Raw genomic sequence first — 20927 nt, 5'->3', positions numbered from 1 at the left:
TGCCGCGCCCCGCGGTCCCCACGCGTATCGTGATGCAGCGCCTCCTGCTCCGCCAGCTCAAGCGCACCCTCGGTCTGCGCGACGAGGCGGCCCTGGAGGCGTTCGTCGCCGTCCTGCAAGGCCATGTCGACGACGACCGCCTTCCCGCGGAGCTGCGCCGGCTGTGCGCGGGCTTCATGCCGCTGCTCGAACGGGTCGACACCTCCTATCTCCAGCAGGAGCGCGACCTCGCCCTGCGCGACCGCAGTCTCACCCTCAGCACCGAGGAGCTGACCCGCGCCAACCAGACCATCCGCGACGAGGCCGAGCGCCAGGGGCGGATCCTGGAGACCCTGCGCAGCGCCACCAACCAGCTGCTGCACGAGGCGGGGATGGAGGCGATCGGCAGCGACGACGCCAGCCTGGAGGGGCTCTCCGGGCTGATCGCGCTGCTGCTCCACGACAAGCAGACCGCCCAGCGCCAGCTGGAGCAGCAGAAGTTCGCCCTCGATCAGCACGCCATCGTCAGCATCACCGACCGCCAGGGCAACATCCTCTACGCCAACGACAAGTTCTGCCGGATCAGCGGCTACGAGCGCAAGGATCTGATCGGTACCAGCCACCGCATCGTCAACGCCCACTACCACGACGAGGCGTTCTTCGCCGCCATGTGGCGGACCATCTCCGCCGGCGAGGTGTGGCACGGCGAGATCAAGAACCGCTCGAAGGACGGCAGCCACTACTGGGTGGCGGCGACCATCGTGCCGATCCCCGGCAACGACGGAACGCCGGAGCAGTACATCGCCATCCGCACCGACATCACCCAGCAGAAGCTGCTGGAGGAGGCGATCTCCGAGAACCGGCAGTTCCTGCAGAACGTCACCGACTCCATGGGCGAGGGGATCTACGCCCTCGACACCAAGGGGCGCTGCACCTTCCTCAATCCCGAGGCGGAGCGGCTGCTCGGCTGGCGCCGCGAAGAGCTGGCGCAGCGCTCGTTCCACGATACCGTCCACTTTCAGCACCTCGACGGCACCTCGCTGCCCGCCGCCGACTGCCCGGCATGGCTCGCCATCTCCCGCGGCGAGACCTACCGCTCCGAGGAAGAGCACTTCACCCGCCGCGACGGCGGCCTCTTCCCCATCGCCATCACCGCCGTGCCGCTGCGCCGCGACGGCGAGGTGGTCGGCCAGGTGGCGGTGTTCCAGGACATCACCGAGCGCAAGGAGATCGAGGCGCAACTGCGCGAGGCGATCCGCCAGGCGGAGGCGGCCAACCGCTCGAAGAGCGAATTCCTCGCCAACATGAGCCACGAGATCCGCACCCCGATGAACGCGGTGATCGGGCTCAGCCACCTGGCCCTGCAGACCGACCTCACCGAGCGCCAGCACGGCTATTTGAGCAAGATCCAGCACTCGGCGAAGAACCTCCTCGGCATCATCAACGACATCCTCGACTTCTCCAAGATCGAGGCCGGGCGGATGGAGGTGGAACGCACCGAGTTCCGCCTGCAGGAGGTGATCGACCAAGTCACCGCGGTGACCGCCCTGCGCGCCGAGGAGAAGGGGCTGGAGATGATGGTCTCGCGCCCCGCCGACCTGCCGGTGAGCTTCCTCGGCGACCCGCTGCGCCTCGGCCAGGTGCTCACCAACCTGGCGAGCAACGCGGTCAAATTCACCGAGCGGGGCGACGTCACCCTGGCGGTGGAGGCGCAGGAGGTGGGTGACGGACGTGCCCGGCTGCGCTTCTCGGTGAGCGATACCGGCATCGGGCTGAGCGCGGAGCAGGTGGGCAGGCTGTTCCACTCCTTCTCCCAGGCCGACACCTCGACCACCCGCAAGTACGGCGGCACCGGCCTGGGGCTGGCGATCAGTAAACACCTGGTGGAGCTGATGGGCGGCGAGATCGAGGTGGAGAGCGAGCCGGGGATCGGCAGCTGCTTCCACTTCGTGCTCCCCCTCGGGCTGCCCGACCAGCACGAGCGGCCGCTCAGCGAGGAGGCGGTGGAGCTGCGCGGGCTGCGCGTGTTGGTGGTGGACGACCGCCCCACCGCCCGCGAGGTGCATGCCGCGATGGCCGCCTCGCTGGGCATGCGCCCCGCCATCGCCGCCTCCGGCGCCGCCTGCCTGGAGCAGTTGCAGCGGGCCAACGGCGCCGGCGCCGAAGACCCCTTCCGGCTGCTGCTGCTCGACTGGCGGATGCCCGAGCTGGACGGCCTGGAGACCCTGGTGCTGATCGACGGCGACGAGGCGATCGTCCACAAGCCGGAGACTATCCTGGTCACCGCCTACGGCGCCGAGGAGCTGCTGCGCCACGCCTCCGCCGGCCATCTGCCGCTGCTCACCAAGCCGGTCACCCCCTCGGCGCTGCTCGACACCGCGCTGGAACTGCTCGGCCACCCCAACGCCCGGCTCCACGCCGCCCACACCAACGCCGCCCGCGACGACGAGGCGATCCAGGGCATCCTCGGTGCCCATGTGCTGCTGGTGGAGGACAACGCCATCAACCGGCAGGTGGCCGGCGAGATGCTGGAGTCCCTGGGGCTGCGGGTGAGCCTCGCCCACAACGGTCGTGAGGCGGTGGAAGCGGTGGCCGGGGAGTGCTTCGACCTGGTGCTGATGGACGTACAGATGCCGGAGATGGACGGCTTCGAAGCGACCCGCCGGATCCGCGGCGCCGGCGGCCGTGACGACCTGCCGATCATCGCCCTCACGGCGCATGCCATGGAGGGGGATCGCGAGCGCTGCCTGACGGCGGGGATGAACGACCACATCAGCAAGCCGATCGACCCCGAGCCGCTGTTCGACACCCTGGTGCGCTGGATCCGCCCGGCGCGGCGCACCCCGCCGACGGCCCGCCCGGCGGAGCGGCCCGCCGGGGAGCTGCCGGAACTGGCCATCGACGGCCTCGACGCCCGCCGTGGGCTGACCCGGGTGCGCGGCAACCGGCGCCTCTACCGCGAGGTGCTGGAGCGCTTCGCCGCCGACTACCGCGGCTGCGACCTGGCGGCCGAGCTGGGCGGCGAGCGCGACCATGCGGTGCGTTTCGCCCATACCCTCAAGGGGGTCTCCGCCACCCTCGGTGCGCTGCCCCTGTCGCGGGCCGCCGCCGAGGTAGAGCGGTTGCTGCGCGAGGGCGGGGCGGTGGCGACGGCCCAGTGCGCGGAGCTGGCGGCGATGCTTGGCCGGCTGGTGGAGGGACTCGACCGCGCCCTGCCGCCGGAGGCGCCCGCCGACAACGGCGGTGAACAGGCGGTGGACCGCGAGCAGGTCGGCGAGGCGCTGGTTCGCCTCGACCCGCTGCTCGCCGCCGGCGACCTGGAGGCCCTGGAGGTGGCCGAGCACCTCCACGGGCTGCTCCGCGCCACCCCCTTCGAGGCCGCCGCCGCGGCGGTCAAGCGCCACACCGGCGATTTCGAATTCGACCCGGCCCGCGAGGCCTTCGACGCACTGGCCGATGCCTTGGCCGAAGCACTGAATACGGGAGAGACCCCATGAGCGAGGATGCCCGCGCCACCCTGCTGATCGTCGACGACGAACCGGTCAACATCGCGGTCCTGATGGACCTGCTCAAACGCGACTACCGCCTGGTGGCGGCGCGCAACGGCGAACAGGCCCTGGCGCGGGCCGCCGGCGAGCCCGCCCCCGACCTGATCCTGCTCGACGTGATGATGCCCGAGATGGACGGCCACGAGGTGTGCCGGCGGCTCAAGGCCGACCCCGCCACCCGCGACATCCCGGTGATCTTCGTCACCGCCATGAGCGACGAGCAGGACGAGGCCGCCGGCCTCGCCGTCGGCGCGGTGGACTACCTGACCAAACCGATCTCGCCGCCGATCGTCGAGGCGCGGGTGGGCAACCACGTCGCGCTGACCCGCGCGCGCAAGCTGCTCGCCGACCAGAACCGGCTGCTCGAGGAACAGGTCGCCGAACGTACCCGCGAGCTGGCCACCACCCAGGACATCACCATCCTCGCCATGGCCTCCCTGGCCGAGACCCGCGACAACGAGACCGGCAACCACATCCGCCGCACCCAGCACTATGTCAAGGCCCTGGCCGAGGCGCTGAGCCAGCGCCCCGGCTACGCCGAGCGGCTCGACGAGCGCACCGTCGACCTGCTCTACAAGTCGGCGCCGCTGCACGACATCGGCAAGGTCGGCATCCCCGACCACGTGCTGCTCAAACCGGGCAAGCTGACCGCGGAGGAGTTCGCGGTGATGAAGCACCACCCGGCCTACGGCCGCGACGCCATCGCCAGCGCCGAGGCGCTGCTCGGCGACCGCGACAGCTCCTTCTTGCGCTACGCCCGCGAGATCGCCTACACCCACCACGAGAAGTGGGATGGAAGCGGCTACCCCGAGGGGCTGGCCGGCGAGGCGATCCCCCTCTCCGGCCGGCTGATGGCGGTGGCCGACGTCTACGACGCACTGATCTGCAAACGGGTCTACAAGCCGCCGTTCAGCCACGAACGGGCGGTGGAGATCATCGTCGAGGGGAAGGGACGCCACTTCGACCCCACCGTGGTGGAGGTGTTCGAGGAGCTTGCCGAGGCGTTCCGAACCATCGCCGCCCGCTTCAGTGACTGAGCCGGCGCACCGCGTGGCGCTGTGCGCCGCCGACGCGATCCCCGAAGGGGAGGGCCGCGGCTTTACCGTCTCCACCGCCGACGGCGGAGAGCTGCGGGTGGTGGTGGTCCACCACCAGGGCGCCTTCCACGCCTTCGAGAACCGCTGCGCCCACTTCGGCGTGCCCTTGAACGTCACCACGGACTACCGCTTCCTCGACCGCGGAGCATTGGTCTGCCAGGTCCACTACGCCCGCTACGACCCGCAAACCGGCGCCTGCCTGGGCGGCGAGTGCAACGGCGAGGGGCTGTGCCCGCTGGCCCTCTCCCGACGCGGCGACCGCCTTTACTTGCACCTCCCCTCGTAGAGCGGAGAGGGCGGGGACCGGATTGGCACAGACCCCGCGGATCGCATAGGGCGCGCCGCGGCCTGTCCATTGGCACCCATGCCGGATTCCGGATGCGGCCGACACGTTCCACATCATGTCCCAGCGCGTAGGTCGCCGCTACTGCGGCGACGCGAGCGAGGGCAGCGGAGGCGGGGTTGACGCAGGACTTTGCAGAATGGGCGTGCCGCTCGGGGCGAGCAGGTGGATGCCGGGAGCCCGCAGCCCCCGCTCGCGTCGGCGCAGTAGCGCCAACCTACGGGGCTCGCGCCGGTTGGGCGGAGTTCCGGAGAGCGACGCTGATCCACACGATGGAACGCCGTACGCCGCGCGGTGATCTCGACCACACGACATCGAGGTCAACGCGGGTCGAGAGAATGACGCCTCTCTTTGGCTCACCGTCGAAAATCGTGGGCGTCAGCGGAAGCCCGCCTCGTCCCCACGCGGCGCCCCCTCGCTGTAGCGCCGGGCAAGCGCCTGGTACTGGTCGAGGATCTTGTTCCCCAGCTCATCGGTCACCCGGCGCAGCCGGTCGCAGGAGGACTGCGCGGGGACGGCGGGCATCTCCTGCTCGATCCGTTGCGCCGCGGCGATCGCCAGCTTCTTGTAGCCCGCCTGATGGAGCGCCACCGCGCGGATGAAGCGCTCCCATTTCCGGGTGACCTCGGCGGGACGCTGCGGATTGGGTTTCAGCTTGGGCAGGAAATATTGGATGTCGACGCGGGTGGCGACGCTCAGGACGCGGCAGTGCGCGCCCTTGCGCCGGTTGGTGCGTTGCCAGTGCACACCCCACTTGGCGGCACTGTAGAGTCCCTTGCCGCCGCCGACGGAGAGCGACTTGCCGGCAAGATCGGCGCGGATCTCCTCGATGGTGGTGCCGTCGACCAGATAGTTGCGCACCTTGGCGTCGACCTGCGGCGCGGCGAGGAGGGTGGGCGAGCACGCCACCCCAGCGAGAAGGAGTAGCGTGGCAATCGTTCTCATGGGTTTCATCTGCGTTTTCTCCTGTTCATGAGGGCTCGCCGGCGGTCCCGAGGGTCGAGTTCCCCACTTGGCCTCCCGAGTCCTGGGCCTGAGCCTACGCCGGCTCAACACCGACTGGCAGCTCACCCACGGCCATCCGCTGCTGCTGGCCGAGACCTTCGTCGATCCCGCCCGCTTCAACGGCACCTGTTACCGCGCCGCCAACTGGCAGTGTCTGGGAGAAACGCGCGGCGATGCCCGCCACGCCGGTCAGTATCACCACCATGGACACCCCAAGACGGTCTGGGTCTACCCCCTCCATCGCCGCGCCCGCGACTGGCTGCGCCACACCCCGACTGGATAAGTCCAACGAAATCCCCGCCCTTCGCGAACTCCTTGAACCGCTGCCGATCGAGCAGCGAGTCATTACCGCCGATGCCCCGATAAGCTGAAAAGCCCTGCCAGGCAGCCCCCCACTTCGCAAAGCTTCCCCGCACACCGGCTGAATGCCCCCCTCGGCGGTGGACAAATACTGGGGAAATTTAGATGACGTCGTCCTGACAAGCGAACCCTGACGGATGCCGTCAGGGTTGAAATGCCTGTATAAATGCTGGATTTGCAGGGATTCGCGGTTTCCCGCGAAAGGGAAGTTGGTGGAGGTGGGGGGAGTCGAACCCCCGTCCGCAAGCACTCCGCCTTCGGCTCTACATGCTTAGCCGACTCTATTTAGGTTTTAACCGGCTACCCCCCGAGCGGCAGGGAAGGCATACGGCGATTCCGTGAGTTTTAGCGGATCGGCCCCGGACTTGCCTCACCGCGATTCCGTATGTTTCGACCCCCGTAGATCCCAGCGTACGGACACACCGGGCCGGAGGGCTCCCTACCGGGGTTTAAGCGGCGAGAGCGTAGTTGTCGTCGTTGGCAACTATCAGTTTGCGGATTGATTTACGAGGTGATCCGCACCTCGGCATGCACCTTGGGTTTTGCCACCCACGTCGAAACCGGGACACCCCCATTGGGCCAACGATTATGGCACATCCCGAACGAAAAAGTTCAGCAATCGGCGGGTGGCTCGCTCGGCGGGGCCGTGGAGCGCCTGCTCTCTTTGTTCACCGGTCTTGTTCTCCGTGATGACGCGACGGCTCAAGCAGTGGTAGCTGTTGCCGATATGCCGGATAATCGATGCGATTTAGTGAACGATAACGACGGTTTCAAGGGAAGCTCCCAATGCTCAATGACAAGGTGGTGCTGGTTACCGGCGGTACCGGTTCCTTCGGCCACAAGTTCGTCGAGGTGGTGCTCAAGCGCTACCGGCCGAAGAAGGTAATCATCTTCAGCCGCGATGAACTGAAACAGTTCGAGATGCAGCGCCGTTTCGCCAATCTGGGAGAAGGTAGGCGGCTGCGTTTCTTCATCGGCGATGTGCGCGACCGTGACCGTCTCCACCGCGCCTTCGATGGGGTCGACTACGTGATCCACGCCGCCGCCCTGAAGCAGGTGCCTGCCTGCGAGTACAACCCGATCGAGGCGGTGAAGACCAACATCCTCGGCGCGGCCAACGTCATCGACGCGGCCATCGATCAGGGGGTCTCCAGGGTGCTTGCGCTGTCCACCGACAAGGCGGCCAACCCGGTCAACCTCTACGGCGCCACCAAACTCTGCTCGGACAAGTTGTTCGCCGCCGGCAACCATTACGTCGGTGGGCGCGACATCCGCTTCGCCGCGGTGCGCTATGGCAATGTGGTGGGCAGTCGCGGTAGCGTGGTGCCGGTCTTCCTCGAGGAGCGCACCAAGGGCGTGCTGCCGATCACCGATCCGCGGATGACCCGTTTCTGGATCACCCTGGAGCAGGGCGTCGCGTTCGTCCTCGACTGCCTGGTGCGCATGCAGGGGGGAGAACTCTTCGTGCCGAAGATCCCGAGCATGAACATCGTCGATCTGGCCAACGCGATCGCCCCCGGGTGCCGCACCGAGGTGATCGGCATCCGCCCGGGTGAGAAGCTGCACGAGGTGATGATCCCCGAGGACGATGCCCGCACCACGGTGGAGTTCGATGACCATTTCGCGATCCTGCCCAATGTGAACAATGCCGACGACTATGCGGCAGAGTTTGGCGGCCGGGTCTGTCCGGAGGGCTACCGCTACAGCAGCGACGGCAACGATCGCTGGGTGAGCGCCGAGGAGCTGCGCGGGATGATCGGCCTGGTGGAAGATGAGTTTGACGGGTGAGCTGGAGCGGGCGCCCGCCTTCATCCCCTACGGCCGGCAGTGGGTCGACGAGGCGGATGTCGTCGCCGTAAGCGAGGTGCTGCGTTCCGACTGGCTGACCACCGGACCGATGGTGGGGCGCTTCGAAAATGCCTTCGCCGCGGTGGCCGGTAGTGCCCACGCGGTGGCCCTGGCCAACGGTACCGCTGCCCTCCACGCCATGGTGGCCGCCCTGGGTATCGGGCCCGGCGACGAGGTGATCGTCCCGGCGATGACCTTCGCCGCTACCGCGAACTGTGCCCTGTTCCAGGGGGCGACTCCCCGTTTTGCCGACGTCGATCCGGCGACGCTGTTGCTCGATCCCGCTGCAGTGGAGGCGCTGGTCACCCCGTCCACCCGCGCCGTCATTGCCGTCGATTATGCCGGCCAACCCTGCGACTACCCCGCCCTGGAGGCGATCGCCGAGCGCCACGGTATCGAGCTGTTGGCCGATGCCTGCCACTCCCTTGGGGGGGCGCTGGCGGGTCGGCCGGTAGGTTCGCTGGCGCGGATGAGTGCCTTCAGCCTGCACCCGGTCAAACCGATCACCGCCGGCGAGGGGGGGGTGGTGACTACCGACGACGACGTCCTGGCGGAAGCTGTGCGTCGTTTCCGCAATCATGGAATCGCCACCGATCATCGCGCGCGGGAGGCCCTGGGGACTTGGTCTTATGCCGTGGAAACGCTCGGCTACAACTATCGGTTGAGCGATATCCATTGCGCCCTGGGGCTCTCCCAACTGGGCAGGCTGGCAGCGTGGACCGAACGGCGGCGGGAGATCGCCGAGCGCTACGACCGCGCCTTCGCCGAGCTTACCGCCCTCGCGCCGTTGGCGCGGCGGGTCGGTGCGGGCTCTGCCTGGCATCTGTACGTGGTGCAGCTTGCCGAAGGCGCCGATCGCAAGGGGGTGTTCGAGGCGCTGCGTCGCTGGGGGATCGGGGTCAACGTGCACTATATCCCTCTCCATCTCCATCCCTACTACCGCGAGCGCCTGGGCGTCGAGCCGGGGCTCTGTCCGGTGGCGGAGAGGGCCTACGAGCGGATCCTCAGCCTGCCGATCTTTCCGGCGATGGGGGAGGATGAGGTGAGTCGGGTGATTGCCGCGGTGATCGATGCCATGGAGCGGTTCGCATGAGTGGGCGGTCGCTGAGGGAACTGCACGACCTGAGTGGGCGGGTGGCATTGGTCACTGGCGCCGCCGGCTTCGGCTTTGCCGGAGAGATCGTCGAGGCGCTGGCGGAGGCGGGGGCAAGCGTGATGCTCACCTCCCGCGACGCGGTGAAGGCCGAGGCCGCCGCCGCCGAGTTCCGCGCCCACGGCTTTGCGGTGGCGGGGACGGTGATGGAGCTGGGGGAGGAGGGGAGCATCGTTGCCGCGGTGGCTGGCACCGTCGCCGCCTTCGGCCGTCTCGACATCCTGGTCAACGCCGCCGCCGCGCTATGCATGGATGCGGTGGAGGCGGTGGCCATCGACGACTTCAACCGCACCCTCAACGCCAATGTCGGCGGGACGCTGGCGGTATCCCGGGCGGCGGCGCCCCACCTGCACGCGTCCGGTCGGGGGGCGATCATCAATCTCTCGTCGATCTATGGCGTGGTCGCCCCCGATCCGCGGATCTACGGCGATTCCGGACTCAACAGCCCCCTGGTCTACGGCGCCAGCAAGGCGGCCATCGAGCAGATGACCCGGTACCTGGCGATCCATTGGGCACCGACGATCCGGGTCAACTGCATCGCCCCTGGCGGGCTCTCCAACCGCCAGGGGGCGGAGTTCGTCGAGCGCTACAACTACCGCACGCCGCTCGGTCGGATGGGGGCACCGGAGGACATCAAGGGGATCGCCCTCTACCTTGCTTCCGACGCCTCCGCATGGGTTACCGGCCAGAACTTCATGGTCGACGGCGGTTGGACCGCCTGGTGAACTAGCGCTCTTTCTCCTTACGCTCCTTCATCTCGCGGAACTCATCCTTGAACTCCTTCAAGCGGGCACTGGCCCGGGCGTTCTCGAAGTAGTCGTCGTCGCCCAGTTTAAGGGCCGTCTCCAGCTGTTGGATGGCGTTGTCGAGGTCGCCGTTCTGGTAGTGGAACTCGGCCATCTGGCGGTGGGCCTCGGCGTGGCGTCCCGCCCGCTCGGCGGCGGTGGCGAGGGTCCGGCGCAGGGCCGGGCCGTCGTGGTCGTCCACCAGCGGCAACAGCACTTGGCGCGCCTCCAGCGGCCGGTCGGCGGCGAGCAGGGTGTTGGCCTTTTCCAGGCTGAGGGCGTAGTCGCCGGGATAGAGCAGCAGCGCATCGTCGAAGATGCGTAGCGCCCGTTCGGTGTGCCCGGACTCCCGCTCGACCACCGCCAGGGCGTTGATCAGCGGGGTGCGGTCGGGTTCCTGCTTGAGCAGTGCCTTCAACTCCCTGCGCGCCGCGTCGTAGCGGCCGGCGCGGGTCAGTGCCAGGGCATAGCCGTAGCGGGTGGCCACCTCGCTGTCGTAGGTCTTCTCCGCCAGCCGTTTCTCGAAACTGTCGAGCAGCTTGCGGTCCTCCTTCGCCTCCAGCACCTCCAGCTTGGCGCGCATCATCCGGTAATTGAGGCGCGACTGCGGGGCCGGGCGGGGGAGCTGGTCGGCGCGGGCCCGCGACTCGCTGATCCGGGTGGTGGTCACCGGGTGGGTGCTGAGGAACTCCGGCGGCTGTTTCTGGAAACGGTAGGCCTGGGCCAGCCGTTCGAAGAAGTCCGGCATCCCCTCCGGGTCGAAGCCGGCGCGGGCAAGGGTGCGCATCCCCACCCGGTCGGCCTCGTACTCGTTGTCGCGGGTGAAGTTGATCTGGCTCTGCACGATGCCCGCCTGGGTGGCGGCGACCGCCGCCTGGCCCAACTGGCTGTCCCGGGTGGCGAGCAGGATGGCGGCGATCAGCGCCGCCTGGTAGGCGATGCTCATCTTGCCGGAGGCGGCCACCGAGCGGGCGATGTGGTGCTGGGTGACGTGGGCGATTTCGTGGGCCAGTACCGCCGCCAGTTCGCTCTCGTTGCGGGTGGCGAGGATCAGGCCGCTGTGGACGCCGATGAATCCGCCGGGGGCGGCGAAGGCGTTGATGGTGGGGTCGCTCACCACGAAGAAGGTGAAGGGGCGGCCGTCGCCGTCGCTATGGCTGGTCAGGCGGTTGCCCAGCGAGCCCAGGTAGGCGTTGATCTCGCCGTCCTCGATCAGGGTGAGCTGGCGCCGCGCCTCGCGCATGAACGCCTCGCCCAGCTTGCGCTCCTCCTCGCGGGAGAGCACCGCGCCGGCGCTATCGCCCATGTCGGGCAGGGCGATGGCGTTGGGCGCGGCGGCCGGCAGGGCCGGCGCCAGGAACAGCAGTGGGAGGGCGACGGCGGCCCGCGTAGCGCGGCGAAGGACGGTCGAAATGCGCTGTGTATTCATGGGTTTCAGGAGGGGTGTTTGCGGGAAATACGTAGGGTTTTTTCGAGCGCAGAGGTCACCGCTATGGTAAGGTGTTTCGACACCGTTTGGGCGCTTGCGTTCCATGGCGTAATGACATATAAGTGTAAAAGTTATTTCTAATGTACGGCCGCCGGTCCGCCGGTGGCCGTGTTTTATCCAGCAGCACAATACAGAGGTGAAAAATGGCTGACTTCGATCAAGAACTGGACGCTTCCGGTCTGAACTGCCCCCTGCCCATCCTGCGCGCCAAGAAGGCCCTCGGCACCCTCTCTTCCGGCCAGGTCCTGCGCGTGGTGGCGACCGATCCTGGTTCCGTGAAGGACTTCGAGGCGTTTGCCAAGCAGACCGGCAACACCCTGCTGGACTCCGGCGAAGAGGGCGGCAAGTTCGTCTTCCGTATCCAGAAGGCCTGATCGCGGATCTTCCATCGGATCGAATCATTCCAACTCGCGGGAGGAAGACGGATGTCTGACCAGAAAAAGCTTGCCATCATCGCCACCAAAGGCACCCTGGATTGGGCCTATCCGCCCTTCATCCTGGCCTCGACGGCTGCCGCCCTCGGTTACGAGGCGACCATCTTCTTCACCTTCTACGGGTTGCAGCTCCTGCGCAAGGAGCCCAACCTGAAGGTGTCGCCGCTGGGCAATCCCGGCATGCCGATGCCCATGGGCATGGACAAGTGGTTCCCCACCCTGGGTACCGCCCTGCCCGGCATGGAGTTCGTCATGACCGAGATGATGAAGTCCAAGATGAAGAGCAAGGGCGTGGCCAGCGTCACCGAGCTGCGTGAGCTCTGTCTGGAGGCCGAAGTGAAGTTCATCGCCTGCCAGATGACCGTCGACCTGTTCGACATGAGTCACAGCGAGTTCATCGACGACGTCGAGTATGCCGGTGCCACCGCGTTCTTCGACGTGGCCGGCGACGCGGACATCACCCTCTATATCTGAAGGCGGTTCGCCGCCCGGGTTGAGGAAGAGTCCGGGTCGTACCGGAAGAAAGCGGGCCTATGGCCCGCTTTTTTGCTTACAGGGATGCAGTCGGTCGTAGGTCGCCGCTACTGCGGCGACGTAAACGAGGGCACCGCTGTTTGACTTGCCACGTATTGTTTTGAGCGGCATGGTTCGCTCGGCGAGCGCGGGTGATTTTCTCACTCCGCTGCCCCCGTTTGGTTGGGACGGTAGCCTCGACCTACTAGCCTTTGTTTCCCGTGGCGACGTCGGGATGGATGGACTTCATTTCCTTCATCTTCTTCATGGTTAAATACCCGCATCGATCGGCCCACGTTCCCGGGGGCCCTCCTGCTAGACTTTCAACACAACGAAAACGAGAGCCCACGCCATGAATGAAGCCCCTCTCCTGCTGGTGGTCGATGACGATCCGGATGTCCGGCTGCTGATGCAGCGGGTACTGCAACGCAACGGCTTCCGGGTGGAGCTGGCCGAGGGGGGAGAACGGGCCCTGGCGATGGCCGAGCAGGTGCTCCCCGATCTGGTGCTGCTCGATCTGGAGATGCCGGGGATGGACGGCTTCTCGGTGTGCCAGGCGCTGCGCTCGCGCCGCCAGTTCCTCAAGTTGCCGGTGATCATGGTCACCGCCCACCACGACGACGAGTCGGTGGACCGCTCCTATGCCGCCGGTGCCGACGAATTCATCACCAAACCGATCCACTGGGTGGCCCTGCGCAACCGGGTGCGCTACCTGATCGACGCGCGGCGCAACCAGGAGGAGTTGCAGCGTACCCGCGGCTACCTGCAGAACATCATCGATTCGATGCCTTCGGTGCTGGTCAGCGTCGATGCCGAGGGGCGGGTGACGATGTGGAACCGCGCCGCCGACGATGCCACCGGGCTCTCCTCCAGCGAGGCGGTGGGGCAGCCGCTGGAGGCGATCTATCCGCTGCTCGGTGCCCAGATGGAGGCGGTCGAGGAGGCGTTGCGCGAGCGCCAGCCGCGCAAGAACGAACGGGTGGAGAGCCGTGCCGGCGACGAGGTGCGCTACAACGACGTGATGGTCTACCCGCTGCTGGCCAACGGCGCCGTGGGGGCGGTGATCCGTCTCGACGACGTCACCAACCGGGTGCGCATCGAGAACATGATGGTGCAGACCGAGAAGATGATGTCGGTGGGCGGGCTCGCCGCCGGCATGGCCCACGAGATCAACAATCCCCTGGGTGGCATCCTCCAGGGGGCGCAGAACCTGGTCCGCCGCCTCTCCCCGGATTTGGCGAAGAACCGCCAAGTGGCCGAGGAGTGCGGCATCGACCTGGAGGCCCTCGGGCGCTACCTGGACGAGCGTGACATCTACCGTTTCCTGGAGTCGATCCGCGAGGCCGGCGACCGAGCCGCGCGGATCGTCTCCAACATGCTCCAGTTCTCCCGTCCTGCCGCCGGCCGGCGCGAACCGGCCGACCTGGCCCAGTTGCTGGAGAGCAGCGTCGAGCTGGGGGCCAGCGACTACGACCTGAAGAAGCGCTACGACTTCCGGCATATCGAGATCGTCAAGCATTTCGACGCCGAACTGCCGATGGTCCCCTGTGTCGCCAGCGAGATCGAGCAGGTGATCCTCAATCTGCTCAAGAACGCCGCCCAGGCGATGGCCGACCACCCGGTGGAGGGACGCTCGCCACGGATCACCCTGCGCACCCGCCGCGAGCCGCAGTGGGCGGTGGTGGAGGTGGAGGACAACGGGCCGGGGATGAGCGACGAGGTGCGCCGCCGGGTCTTCGAGCCGTTCTTCACCACCAAGGGGGTGGGTGTCGGCACTGGTCTGGGGATGTCGGTTTCCTACTTCATCGTCACCAACAACCACGGCGGCGAGCTGGAGGTGGTCTCCGCGCCGGGTGAGGGCTCCCGCTTCGTCATCCGCCTGCCGCTGGCCCCGCTGGAGGGGGCGGGAGCGCCGTCATGACCGCGGTGCTGGCGGTGGACGATGAGGCGGGGGTACGGCTCAATCTGGTCGCCTACCTGGAGGACGAGGGATTCGAGGTGGTGGAGGCCGACAGCGGCGAGCGGGGGCTGGAGCTGCTGGAGGGTGAGGGGATCGAGGTGGCGGTGGTGGACATGCGGATGGGCGGGATGGACGGCAACGCCTTCATCACCGAGGCGCACCGCCGCTGGCCGGCGCTGCGCTTCATCGTCTTCACCGGCACGGCCGGCTATCGGCTGCCACCGGAGGTGCGCGCGGCCGGGGTCTCCGAGGCGGAGGTCTTCATCAAGCCGTTGAGTGATATGGGGCGGCTGGCGGAGGCGGTGGTGCGCCTGGCGCGAGGCGTAGGTGGATGACGGGCGAGCGGGCCGGCGAGCCGAAGCTGCTGGTTGCCGACGACGACGCCACTGTCCGCGAGAGCATCGCCGCCTACCTGGAAGATAGCGGCTACACCGTCGTCCAGGCCGACGGCGGGCGACGAGCCTTGGAACGGTTCCGCTCCGAGTCGCCCGCGTTGGTGTTGCTCGACCTGCGGATGCCCGACATGGACGGCCTGGAGGTGCTCGAGGAGCTGACCAACGAGGCCGCCGACACGCCGGTGATCATCGTCTCCGGCGCGGGACTCATCTCGGACGCCATCGAGGCGTTGCGCCTCGGTGCCTGGGACTTCATCACCAAGCCCATCGGCGAGATGGCGATCCTCGAACACGCGGTGCGCCGCGCCCTGGAGCGCAGCCTGCTGATGCGCGAGAACCGCCGCTATCGCGAACACCTGGAGGAGCAGATCGAGCTGCGCACCGGCCAGTTGCAGCGCGAGCTGGCCGAGCGGCGGCGGGTGCAGGAGGCGCTGCGCGAGAGCCTCGGCAACGTCGAGCGGGTGGTGGAGGGGACCATCGATGCGCTCTCCCTGATGGGGGAGATGCGCGACCCCTACACCGCCGGCCACCAGCGGCGGGTGGCGCGGCTGGCGGCGGCCATCGCCCGTCGTCTGGGGCTCGACGAGGAGCGGGTCGCAGCGGTTCATACCGCCGGCCTGCTCCACGACATCGGCAAGATCTCGGTGCCGATCGAGATCCTCACCAAGCCCGGCGACATCAGCGACCTGGAATACCGCCTGATCCAGCGCCATCCCCAGGTGGGCTATGACATCCTCGAATCGATCGACTTCGCCCAGCCGATCGCCGAATTCGTCTATCAACACCATGAGCGGCTCGACGGGACCGGTTATCCCAATCGGCTGAAAGGGGAGGGGATTCGCCTGGAGGCGCGGATTCTGGCGGTGGCCGATGTGGTCGAGGCGATGAGCTCCCACCGCCCCTACCGGGCCGGACTCGGCGTGGAGGAGTCGCTGCGTGAGATCGAGCGCTACGCCGACAGCCGTTTCGATCCGGCGGTTGTGGCGGTGTGCCTGCGACTGTTCCGCCAGGAAGGGTTCGATCTCGATCCTTAAAAATCCCGCACTATTTTAAGGTTCATGTTCTGGATCAGGCGTCAATGGGGCGCACCGTTTTGGGGCGATGCATCTTTTTGGTGCGCATATTGGCCGCCTATTGCGGTTCTATTACAACAACTTGTTGTTTTTGAACCAAACCCAATCATTGGCACGAGAAGTGCTTTGTCTAGGCCCGACTTGTTCGCTTCCCGCATCGGGGGCGCGAGAACTTGAAACAACCAGGAGATAGAGAAATGCAGCACGCTATGAAGAAGACCGCCCTGATGGTTGCCCTGCTGGCCGGTTCCGCCGTTGCCCAGGCCGAGTGGAGCGCCAACGTTGCCCTGACCACCGATTACGTCTGGCGCGGCTACTCGCAGAGCGACGAGTCCCCGGCGATTCAGGGCGGCATCGATTACAACCATGAGAGCGGCTTCTACGTCGGCACCTGGGCTTCCAATGTCGATTTTGGACCGGCTAACGATGCTGATATGGAGTGGGACCTCTACGGCGGCTTCAGTGGTGAGCTTGCCAACGGCCTGGGTTATGACCTCGGCCTCGTCTACTACGGCTATCCGGATTCCACCGCGACCGAAAGCTGGCTGGAGGGCTACCTCAACCTCAGCTACGCGCTCACCGACATGGTCACCCTCAACGGAGGTCTCGCCTATTCTTCCGATGTCTACGGGATGAGCGAGGACGCCATCTACTACAACGCCGGACTCGACTTCTCCCTGCCCCAGGACTTCGGCCTGAGCGCGTCGGTCGGCTACTACGACGACGACGACAAGGTGTTCAACAATTACACCGATTGGAAGCTCGCCCTGACCAAGAGCTTCAACAGCTTCGATTTCGAGCTCGGCTACACCGACACCGACGTGAACAATGATCCCTGGGCGGATGGGCGCGTCTACCTGATGGTCTCCAAGAGCCTCTAAGCAGAACGCGGGAACCGCAGCAGATCTTCTGCGTTCTCTGACAAAGACCGCACTTCCGCGACTTTTGGGCGCCTTCGGGCGCCTGTTTTTTGCCTACTCCTCAAAGTTGGGCTATCTCCGGCAATTCCAGTAAAATTTGGCGCCTTTCTCCTGCCAACAGCGAGTAGCGCCATGCTGACCCTCTTCGGTTCCCCCGCCCTCTCTCCGTTCCGCCAGGAGCGTCTGCTGGCCACCTTGCGCGACGAGGTTCCCGAACTGGAAGAGCTCTACGGCGAATTCGTCCATTTCGCCGAGGTGAAGGGTGAGCTCGACGCAACGCAGCGGGAGGTGTTGGAGCGGCTGCTGCGCTACGGCCCCAGCGTCGAACGGCGCGCCCACCGCGGCCGCCTGCTGCTGGTCACCCCCCGGGTCGGCACCATCTCCCCCTGGTCGAGCAAGGCCACCGATATCGCCCATGTCTGCGGTCTGGCCGAGTTGGTCCGCCTGGAGCGAGGCACCGCCTACTACCTGCGCAAGGCGGGTGACGCGCCGTTCAGCGATGCGCAGTGGTCCGCCATCGCCGCCCGCCTTCACGACCGTATGACCGAGGCGCTGTTCGGCACCCTCGACGATGCGGAGGCGCTGTTCGCCCATCACGCCCCCGCGCCGCTCGCTACCGTCCCGCTGATGGCCGAAGGGCAGGAGGCGTTGGCGCGCGCCAACGTGGAGCTGGGTCTGGCGCTCGCCGCCGACGAAATCGACTATCTCGTCGACGGCTACCGGGAACTGGGACGCGATCCCACCGACGTCGAGCTGATGATGTTCGCCCAGGCCAACTCCGAGCACTGCCGCCACAAGATCTTCGGTGGCGACTGGATCATCGACGGCGAGGAGCAGCAACGCTCGCTGTTCGCGATGATCCGCAACACCTACCAGATGAACTCCGCGGGGATGCTCTCCGCCTACAAGGACAACGCCGCGGTGATGGAGGGGTTCACCGCCGGGCGCTTCTTCCCCGATCCGGCCAGCGGTGAGTACGGCTTCACCCGTGAGCCGGTACAGATCCTGATGAAGGTGGAGACCCACAACCACCCCACCGCCATCTCCCCCTTCCCCGGCGCCGCCACCGGTTCCGGCGGCGAGATTCGCGACGAGGGGGCCACCGGCCGCGGCTCCAAGCCGAAGGCGGGGCTGTGCGGCTTCTCGGTCTCCAACCTGCGCATCCCGGGGGCCGAGCAGCCGTGGGAAACCGATCACGGCAAACCCGAGCGCATCGTCACCGCCCTCGACATCATGATCGACGGCCCCCTCGGCGCGGCCGCCTTCAACAACGAATTCGGTCGCCCCAATATCTGCGGCTACTTTCGCACCTTCGAGGAGAAGGCCTCCTACGCCGACGGGGAGGAGGTGCGTGGCTACCACAAGCCGATCATGCTCGCCGGCGGCCTCGGCAACATCCGCGCCGACCACGTGGAGAAGGGGGCAATCCCCGAGGGCGCCAAGCTGGTGGTGCTCGGCGGTCCCGCCATGCTCATCGGCCTCGGTGGTGGCGCGGCCTCCTCGATGGCCTCCGGCGCCTCCGCCGAGGACCTGGACTTCGCCTCGGTGCAGCGCGGCAACCCGGAGATGGAACGGCGCTGCCAGGAGGTGATCGACCGCTGTTGGGCCTTGGGTGACGACAACCCGATCGCCTTCATCCACGACGTCGGCGCCGGTGGCCTCTCCAACGCGCTGCCCGAGCTGGTCAACGACGGCGGCCGGGGAGGGCGCTTCGAGCTGCGCGAGGTGCCCAACGACGAGCCCGGCATGTCGCCCAAGGAGATCTGGTGCAACGAGGCGCAGGAACGCTACGTGCTGGCGGTGGCCGCCGAAGACATCGAGCGCTTTGCCGCCATCTGCGCGCGCGAGCGCGCGCCCTTCGCCGTGGTCGGCGAGGCCACCGCCGAGCAGCGGCTGGTGCTCGGCGACCGCCATTTCGGCAACACCCCCATCGACATGCCGCTCAACATGCTGCTCGGCAAGCCGCCGAAGATGCTGCGCGACGTCAAGCGCCGCGACCTCACCCTGCCGGCCTTCACCACCGATGCCCTCGACCTGCGCGAGGCGGCCTACCGGGTGCTCCGTCTGCCCGCCGTCGCCGACAAGACCTTCCTCATCACCATCGGTGACCGCACCGTCACCGGCACCGTCGCCCGCGACCAGATGGTCGGTCCGTGGCAAACCCCGGTGGCCGACTGCGCGGTGACCACCACCACCGTGGAGAGCACCACCGGCGAGGCGATGGCGATGGGCGAGCGCACCCCGGCGGCGCTGATCGACGGCCCCGCCTCCGGGCGCATGGCGGTGGGCGAGGCGCTGACCAACATCGCCGCCGCGCGCATCGATTCGATCCGCGCGGTGCGCCTGTCGGCCAACTGGATGGCCCCGGCCGGCCACTGCGGCGAGGACGCCAACCTCTACGACACCGTGCGTGCGGTCGGCATGGAGCTCTGCCCCGCGCTGGGCATCACCATCCCGGTGGGCAAGGACTCGATGTCGATGAAGACCGTGTGGGAGCAGGGGGGGGAGCAGCGGGCGGTGACCGCGCCGCTGTCGCTGATCGTCTCCGCCTTCGCCCCGGTGCTCGACGCCCGCCAGACGCTGACCCCGCAACTGCGCGGCGACAAGTGCGACACCGACCTGATCCTGATCGACCTCGGCGCCGGCCGGAACCGCCTCGGCGGCTCCGCCCTGGCCCAAGTCCACAAGCAGATCGGCAACGAGGCCCCCGATGTCGACGAGCCGAAGCACCTCGCCGGCCTGTTCCAGGCGATCCAGGATCTCAACGAGTCCGACCTGCTGCTCGCCTATCACGACCGCTCCGATGGCGGGCTCTTCGTCACCCTGGCGGAGATGGCCTTCGCCGGCCGTAGCGGCCTCACCGTCAGCCTGGAGAAGCTCGGCACCGACCCGATCGCGTCGCTGTTCGCCGAGGAGCTGGGCGCGGTGATCCAGGTGCGTCGCTCGCGCCGTCACGAGGCGCTGCAGCTCCTCGAAGGGCACGGTCTGCTGGAGATGAGCCACGTCATCGGCACCCTCAACCACGAGGACCGGCTGGAGCTGCGCTACAACGGCGATCTGCTGTTCAACGAGGGGCGCATCGACCTCCAGCGCGCCTGGTCGGAGACCAGCTACCGGATGCAGGCGCTGCGCGACAACGCCGACTGCGCCCAACAGGAGTACGACGCGATCCTCGACGCCGGTGACCCCGGCATGGAGGTGCGTCTCACCTTCGATCTCAACGAGGACATCGCCGCCCCCTTCATCGCCAGCGGCGTCCGTCCGCGGGTGGCGATCCTGCGCGAGCAGGGGGTCAACGGCCAGGTGGAGATGGCCGCCGCCTTCGACAAGGCGGGTTTCACCGCGGTCGACGTCCACATGTCCGACCTCCTCGGCGGCCGGATCACCCTCGACGGCTTCAAGGGAGCGGTGGCCTGTGGCGGCTTCTCCTACGGCGACGTGCTTGGCGCTGGCGAGGGGTGGGCCAAGTCGATCCTCTTCAACCCCCGCGCCCGCGACCAGTTCAGCGCCTGGTTCGAGCGCGCCGACACCTTTACCCTCGGCGTCTGCAACGGCTGCCAGATGCTCTCCAACCTGCACGAGCTGATCCCCGGCTCCGCGGCGTGGCCCCACTTCGTGCGCAACGAATCCGAACAGTTCGAGGCACGCTTCTCCCTGGTCGAGGTGCTCGACTCGCCGTCGATCCTCCTCGCCGACATGGCCGGCTCGCAGTTGCCGATCGCCGTTGCCCACGGCGAGGGGCGCGCCGAGTTCCAAGCGGGCGGCGCGCAGGCCGCCCTCGACGACGGCACCGTCGCGGTGCGTTACGTCGACCACTACGGCAAGGCCACCGAGCGCTACCCGCTCAACCCCAACGGCTCGCCGCTCGGCATCACCGGGCTGACCACCAGCGACGGCCGGGTGACCATCATGATGCCCCACCCCGAGCGGGTGTTCCGCGCCGTCCAGCACTCCTGGCGCCCCGATTCGTGGCGGGAGGACGGCCCCTGGCTGCGCATGTTCCGCAACGCCCGCCGGTGGATCGG

Annotated in this window: 16 protein-coding genes and 1 other RNA gene; 14 read left to right on the top strand and 3 right to left on the bottom strand. The window is 67.4% G+C overall.

All coding sequences use genetic code 11. The annotated features are described in order from the left end of the window. Positions 1 to 32: 32 nt before the first annotated feature. The 3 genes from ACYQ2W_RS15760 to ACYQ2W_RS15750 are packed head-to-tail and all read left to right on the top strand — an operon-like array spanning position 33 to position 4910. Positions 33 to 3476 carry a hybrid sensor histidine kinase/response regulator gene (locus tag ACYQ2W_RS15760; protein ID WP_459869131.1) on the top strand — a complete coding sequence of 1148 codons (3444 nt, stop codon included), beginning with the start codon at positions 33 to 35 and terminating at the stop codon, positions 3474 to 3476. Continuing rightward, positions 3473 to 4564, top strand: coding sequence for a response regulator (locus ACYQ2W_RS15755; protein WP_459869129.1), 1092 nt, complete (start codon positions 3473 to 3475; stop codon positions 4562 to 4564). Before ACYQ2W_RS15760 ends, ACYQ2W_RS15755 begins: the two co-directional genes overlap by 4 nt. Further along, positions 4557 to 4910 (top strand): Rieske (2Fe-2S) protein, encoded by a 354-nt coding sequence (locus ACYQ2W_RS15750; RefSeq protein ID WP_459869127.1) that lies wholly within the window; start codon positions 4557 to 4559, stop codon positions 4908 to 4910. Before ACYQ2W_RS15755 ends, ACYQ2W_RS15750 begins: the two co-directional genes overlap by 8 nt. Before the next feature lie 435 nt (positions 4911 to 5345). On the opposite strand, the gene ACYQ2W_RS15745 is transcribed toward ACYQ2W_RS15750, so the two are convergent. Next, the gene (locus tag ACYQ2W_RS15745) at positions 5346 to 5921 is read right to left on the bottom strand and encodes a DUF922 domain-containing protein (protein WP_459869125.1); all 576 of its coding nucleotides are present in this window, start codon (positions 5919 to 5921) and stop codon (positions 5346 to 5348) included. A gap of 58 nt (positions 5922 to 5979) precedes the next feature. Here ACYQ2W_RS15745 and ACYQ2W_RS15740 point away from each other — a divergent pair, with 58 nt between their 5' ends. Next, positions 5980 to 6255 carry a hypothetical protein gene (locus tag ACYQ2W_RS15740; protein ID WP_459869123.1) on the top strand — a complete coding sequence of 92 codons (276 nt, stop codon included), beginning with the start codon at positions 5980 to 5982 and terminating at the stop codon, positions 6253 to 6255. Between the two features lie 287 nt (positions 6256 to 6542). Here ACYQ2W_RS15740 and ssrA read toward each other — a convergent pair. After that, positions 6543 to 6905, bottom strand: a transfer-messenger RNA (tmRNA) gene (gene ssrA, locus ACYQ2W_RS15735). A 213-nt stretch (positions 6906 to 7118) separates the two neighbouring features. On the opposite strand from ssrA, the gene pseB reads away from it, so the two are divergent. Genes pseB through ACYQ2W_RS15720 form a run of 3 tightly spaced genes read left to right on the top strand, consistent with a single transcriptional unit; the run spans position 7119 to position 10058 of the window. Continuing rightward, complete coding sequence (gene pseB / locus ACYQ2W_RS15730) at positions 7119 to 8120, top strand: UDP-N-acetylglucosamine 4,6-dehydratase (inverting) (RefSeq protein ID WP_459869121.1); 1002 nt, start codon at positions 7119 to 7121, stop codon at positions 8118 to 8120. Further along, positions 8104 to 9273, top strand: a complete 1170-nt coding sequence (gene pseC, locus ACYQ2W_RS15725; RefSeq protein ID WP_459869119.1) for a UDP-4-amino-4,6-dideoxy-N-acetyl-beta-L-altrosamine transaminase — start codon at positions 8104 to 8106, stop codon at positions 9271 to 9273. The genes pseB and pseC overlap by 17 nt, the downstream gene beginning before the upstream one ends. Then, a complete protein-coding gene (locus tag ACYQ2W_RS15720) occupies positions 9270 to 10058 on the top strand; it encodes an SDR family oxidoreductase (protein ID WP_459869117.1) in 789 nt (262 codons plus the stop codon). The genes pseC and ACYQ2W_RS15720 overlap by 4 nt, the downstream gene beginning before the upstream one ends. Position 10059: 1 nt before the next feature. Here the strand turns inward: ACYQ2W_RS15720 and ACYQ2W_RS15715 are convergent, their stop codons facing one another. Beyond that, positions 10060 to 11547 (bottom strand): M48 family metallopeptidase, encoded by a 1488-nt coding sequence (locus tag ACYQ2W_RS15715; RefSeq protein WP_459869115.1) that lies wholly within the window; start codon positions 11545 to 11547, stop codon positions 10060 to 10062. 203 nt (positions 11548 to 11750) lie between these two features. Between ACYQ2W_RS15715 and ACYQ2W_RS15710 the strand changes: the two genes are divergently transcribed. The 7 genes from ACYQ2W_RS15710 to purL all read left to right on the top strand — a co-directional run. Then, entirely contained in the window at positions 11751 to 11981 is a 231-nt protein-coding gene (locus ACYQ2W_RS15710; RefSeq protein WP_459869113.1) for a sulfurtransferase TusA family protein, read from the top strand. Positions 11982 to 12032: 51 nt separating this feature from the next. After that, positions 12033 to 12515 carry a sulfur carrier protein DsrE2 gene (gene dsrE2 / locus ACYQ2W_RS15705; RefSeq protein WP_459869111.1) on the top strand — a complete coding sequence of 161 codons (483 nt, stop codon included), beginning with the start codon at positions 12033 to 12035 and terminating at the stop codon, positions 12513 to 12515. 391 nt (positions 12516 to 12906) lie between these two features. Continuing rightward, on the top strand, positions 12907 to 14475 hold the full coding sequence (locus tag ACYQ2W_RS15700) for an ATP-binding response regulator (RefSeq protein WP_459869109.1): 1569 nt from the start codon (positions 12907 to 12909) through the stop codon (positions 14473 to 14475). After that, complete coding sequence (locus ACYQ2W_RS15695) at positions 14472 to 14849, top strand: response regulator (RefSeq protein ID WP_459869107.1); 378 nt, start codon at positions 14472 to 14474, stop codon at positions 14847 to 14849. Before ACYQ2W_RS15700 ends, ACYQ2W_RS15695 begins: the two co-directional genes overlap by 4 nt. Next, on the top strand, positions 14846 to 15943 hold the full coding sequence (locus ACYQ2W_RS15690) for an HD domain-containing phosphohydrolase (protein WP_459869105.1): 1098 nt from the start codon (positions 14846 to 14848) through the stop codon (positions 15941 to 15943). The genes ACYQ2W_RS15695 and ACYQ2W_RS15690 overlap by 4 nt, the downstream gene beginning before the upstream one ends. A gap of 236 nt (positions 15944 to 16179) precedes the next feature. Continuing rightward, complete coding sequence (locus ACYQ2W_RS15685) at positions 16180 to 16863, top strand: TorF family putative porin (RefSeq protein WP_459869103.1); 684 nt, start codon at positions 16180 to 16182, stop codon at positions 16861 to 16863. 171 nt (positions 16864 to 17034) lie between these two features. Beyond that, positions 17035 to 20927, top strand: a 3893-nt coding sequence (purL, locus tag ACYQ2W_RS15680; RefSeq protein ID WP_459869101.1) for a phosphoribosylformylglycinamidine synthase, incomplete at its 3' end; no start/stop codon positions are given.

Source organism: Endothiovibrio diazotrophicus, assembly GCF_054657215.1.
The sequence above is the reverse complement of the archived record's forward strand: the minus strand, read 5'-3'. Positions and strand labels throughout refer to the sequence as shown.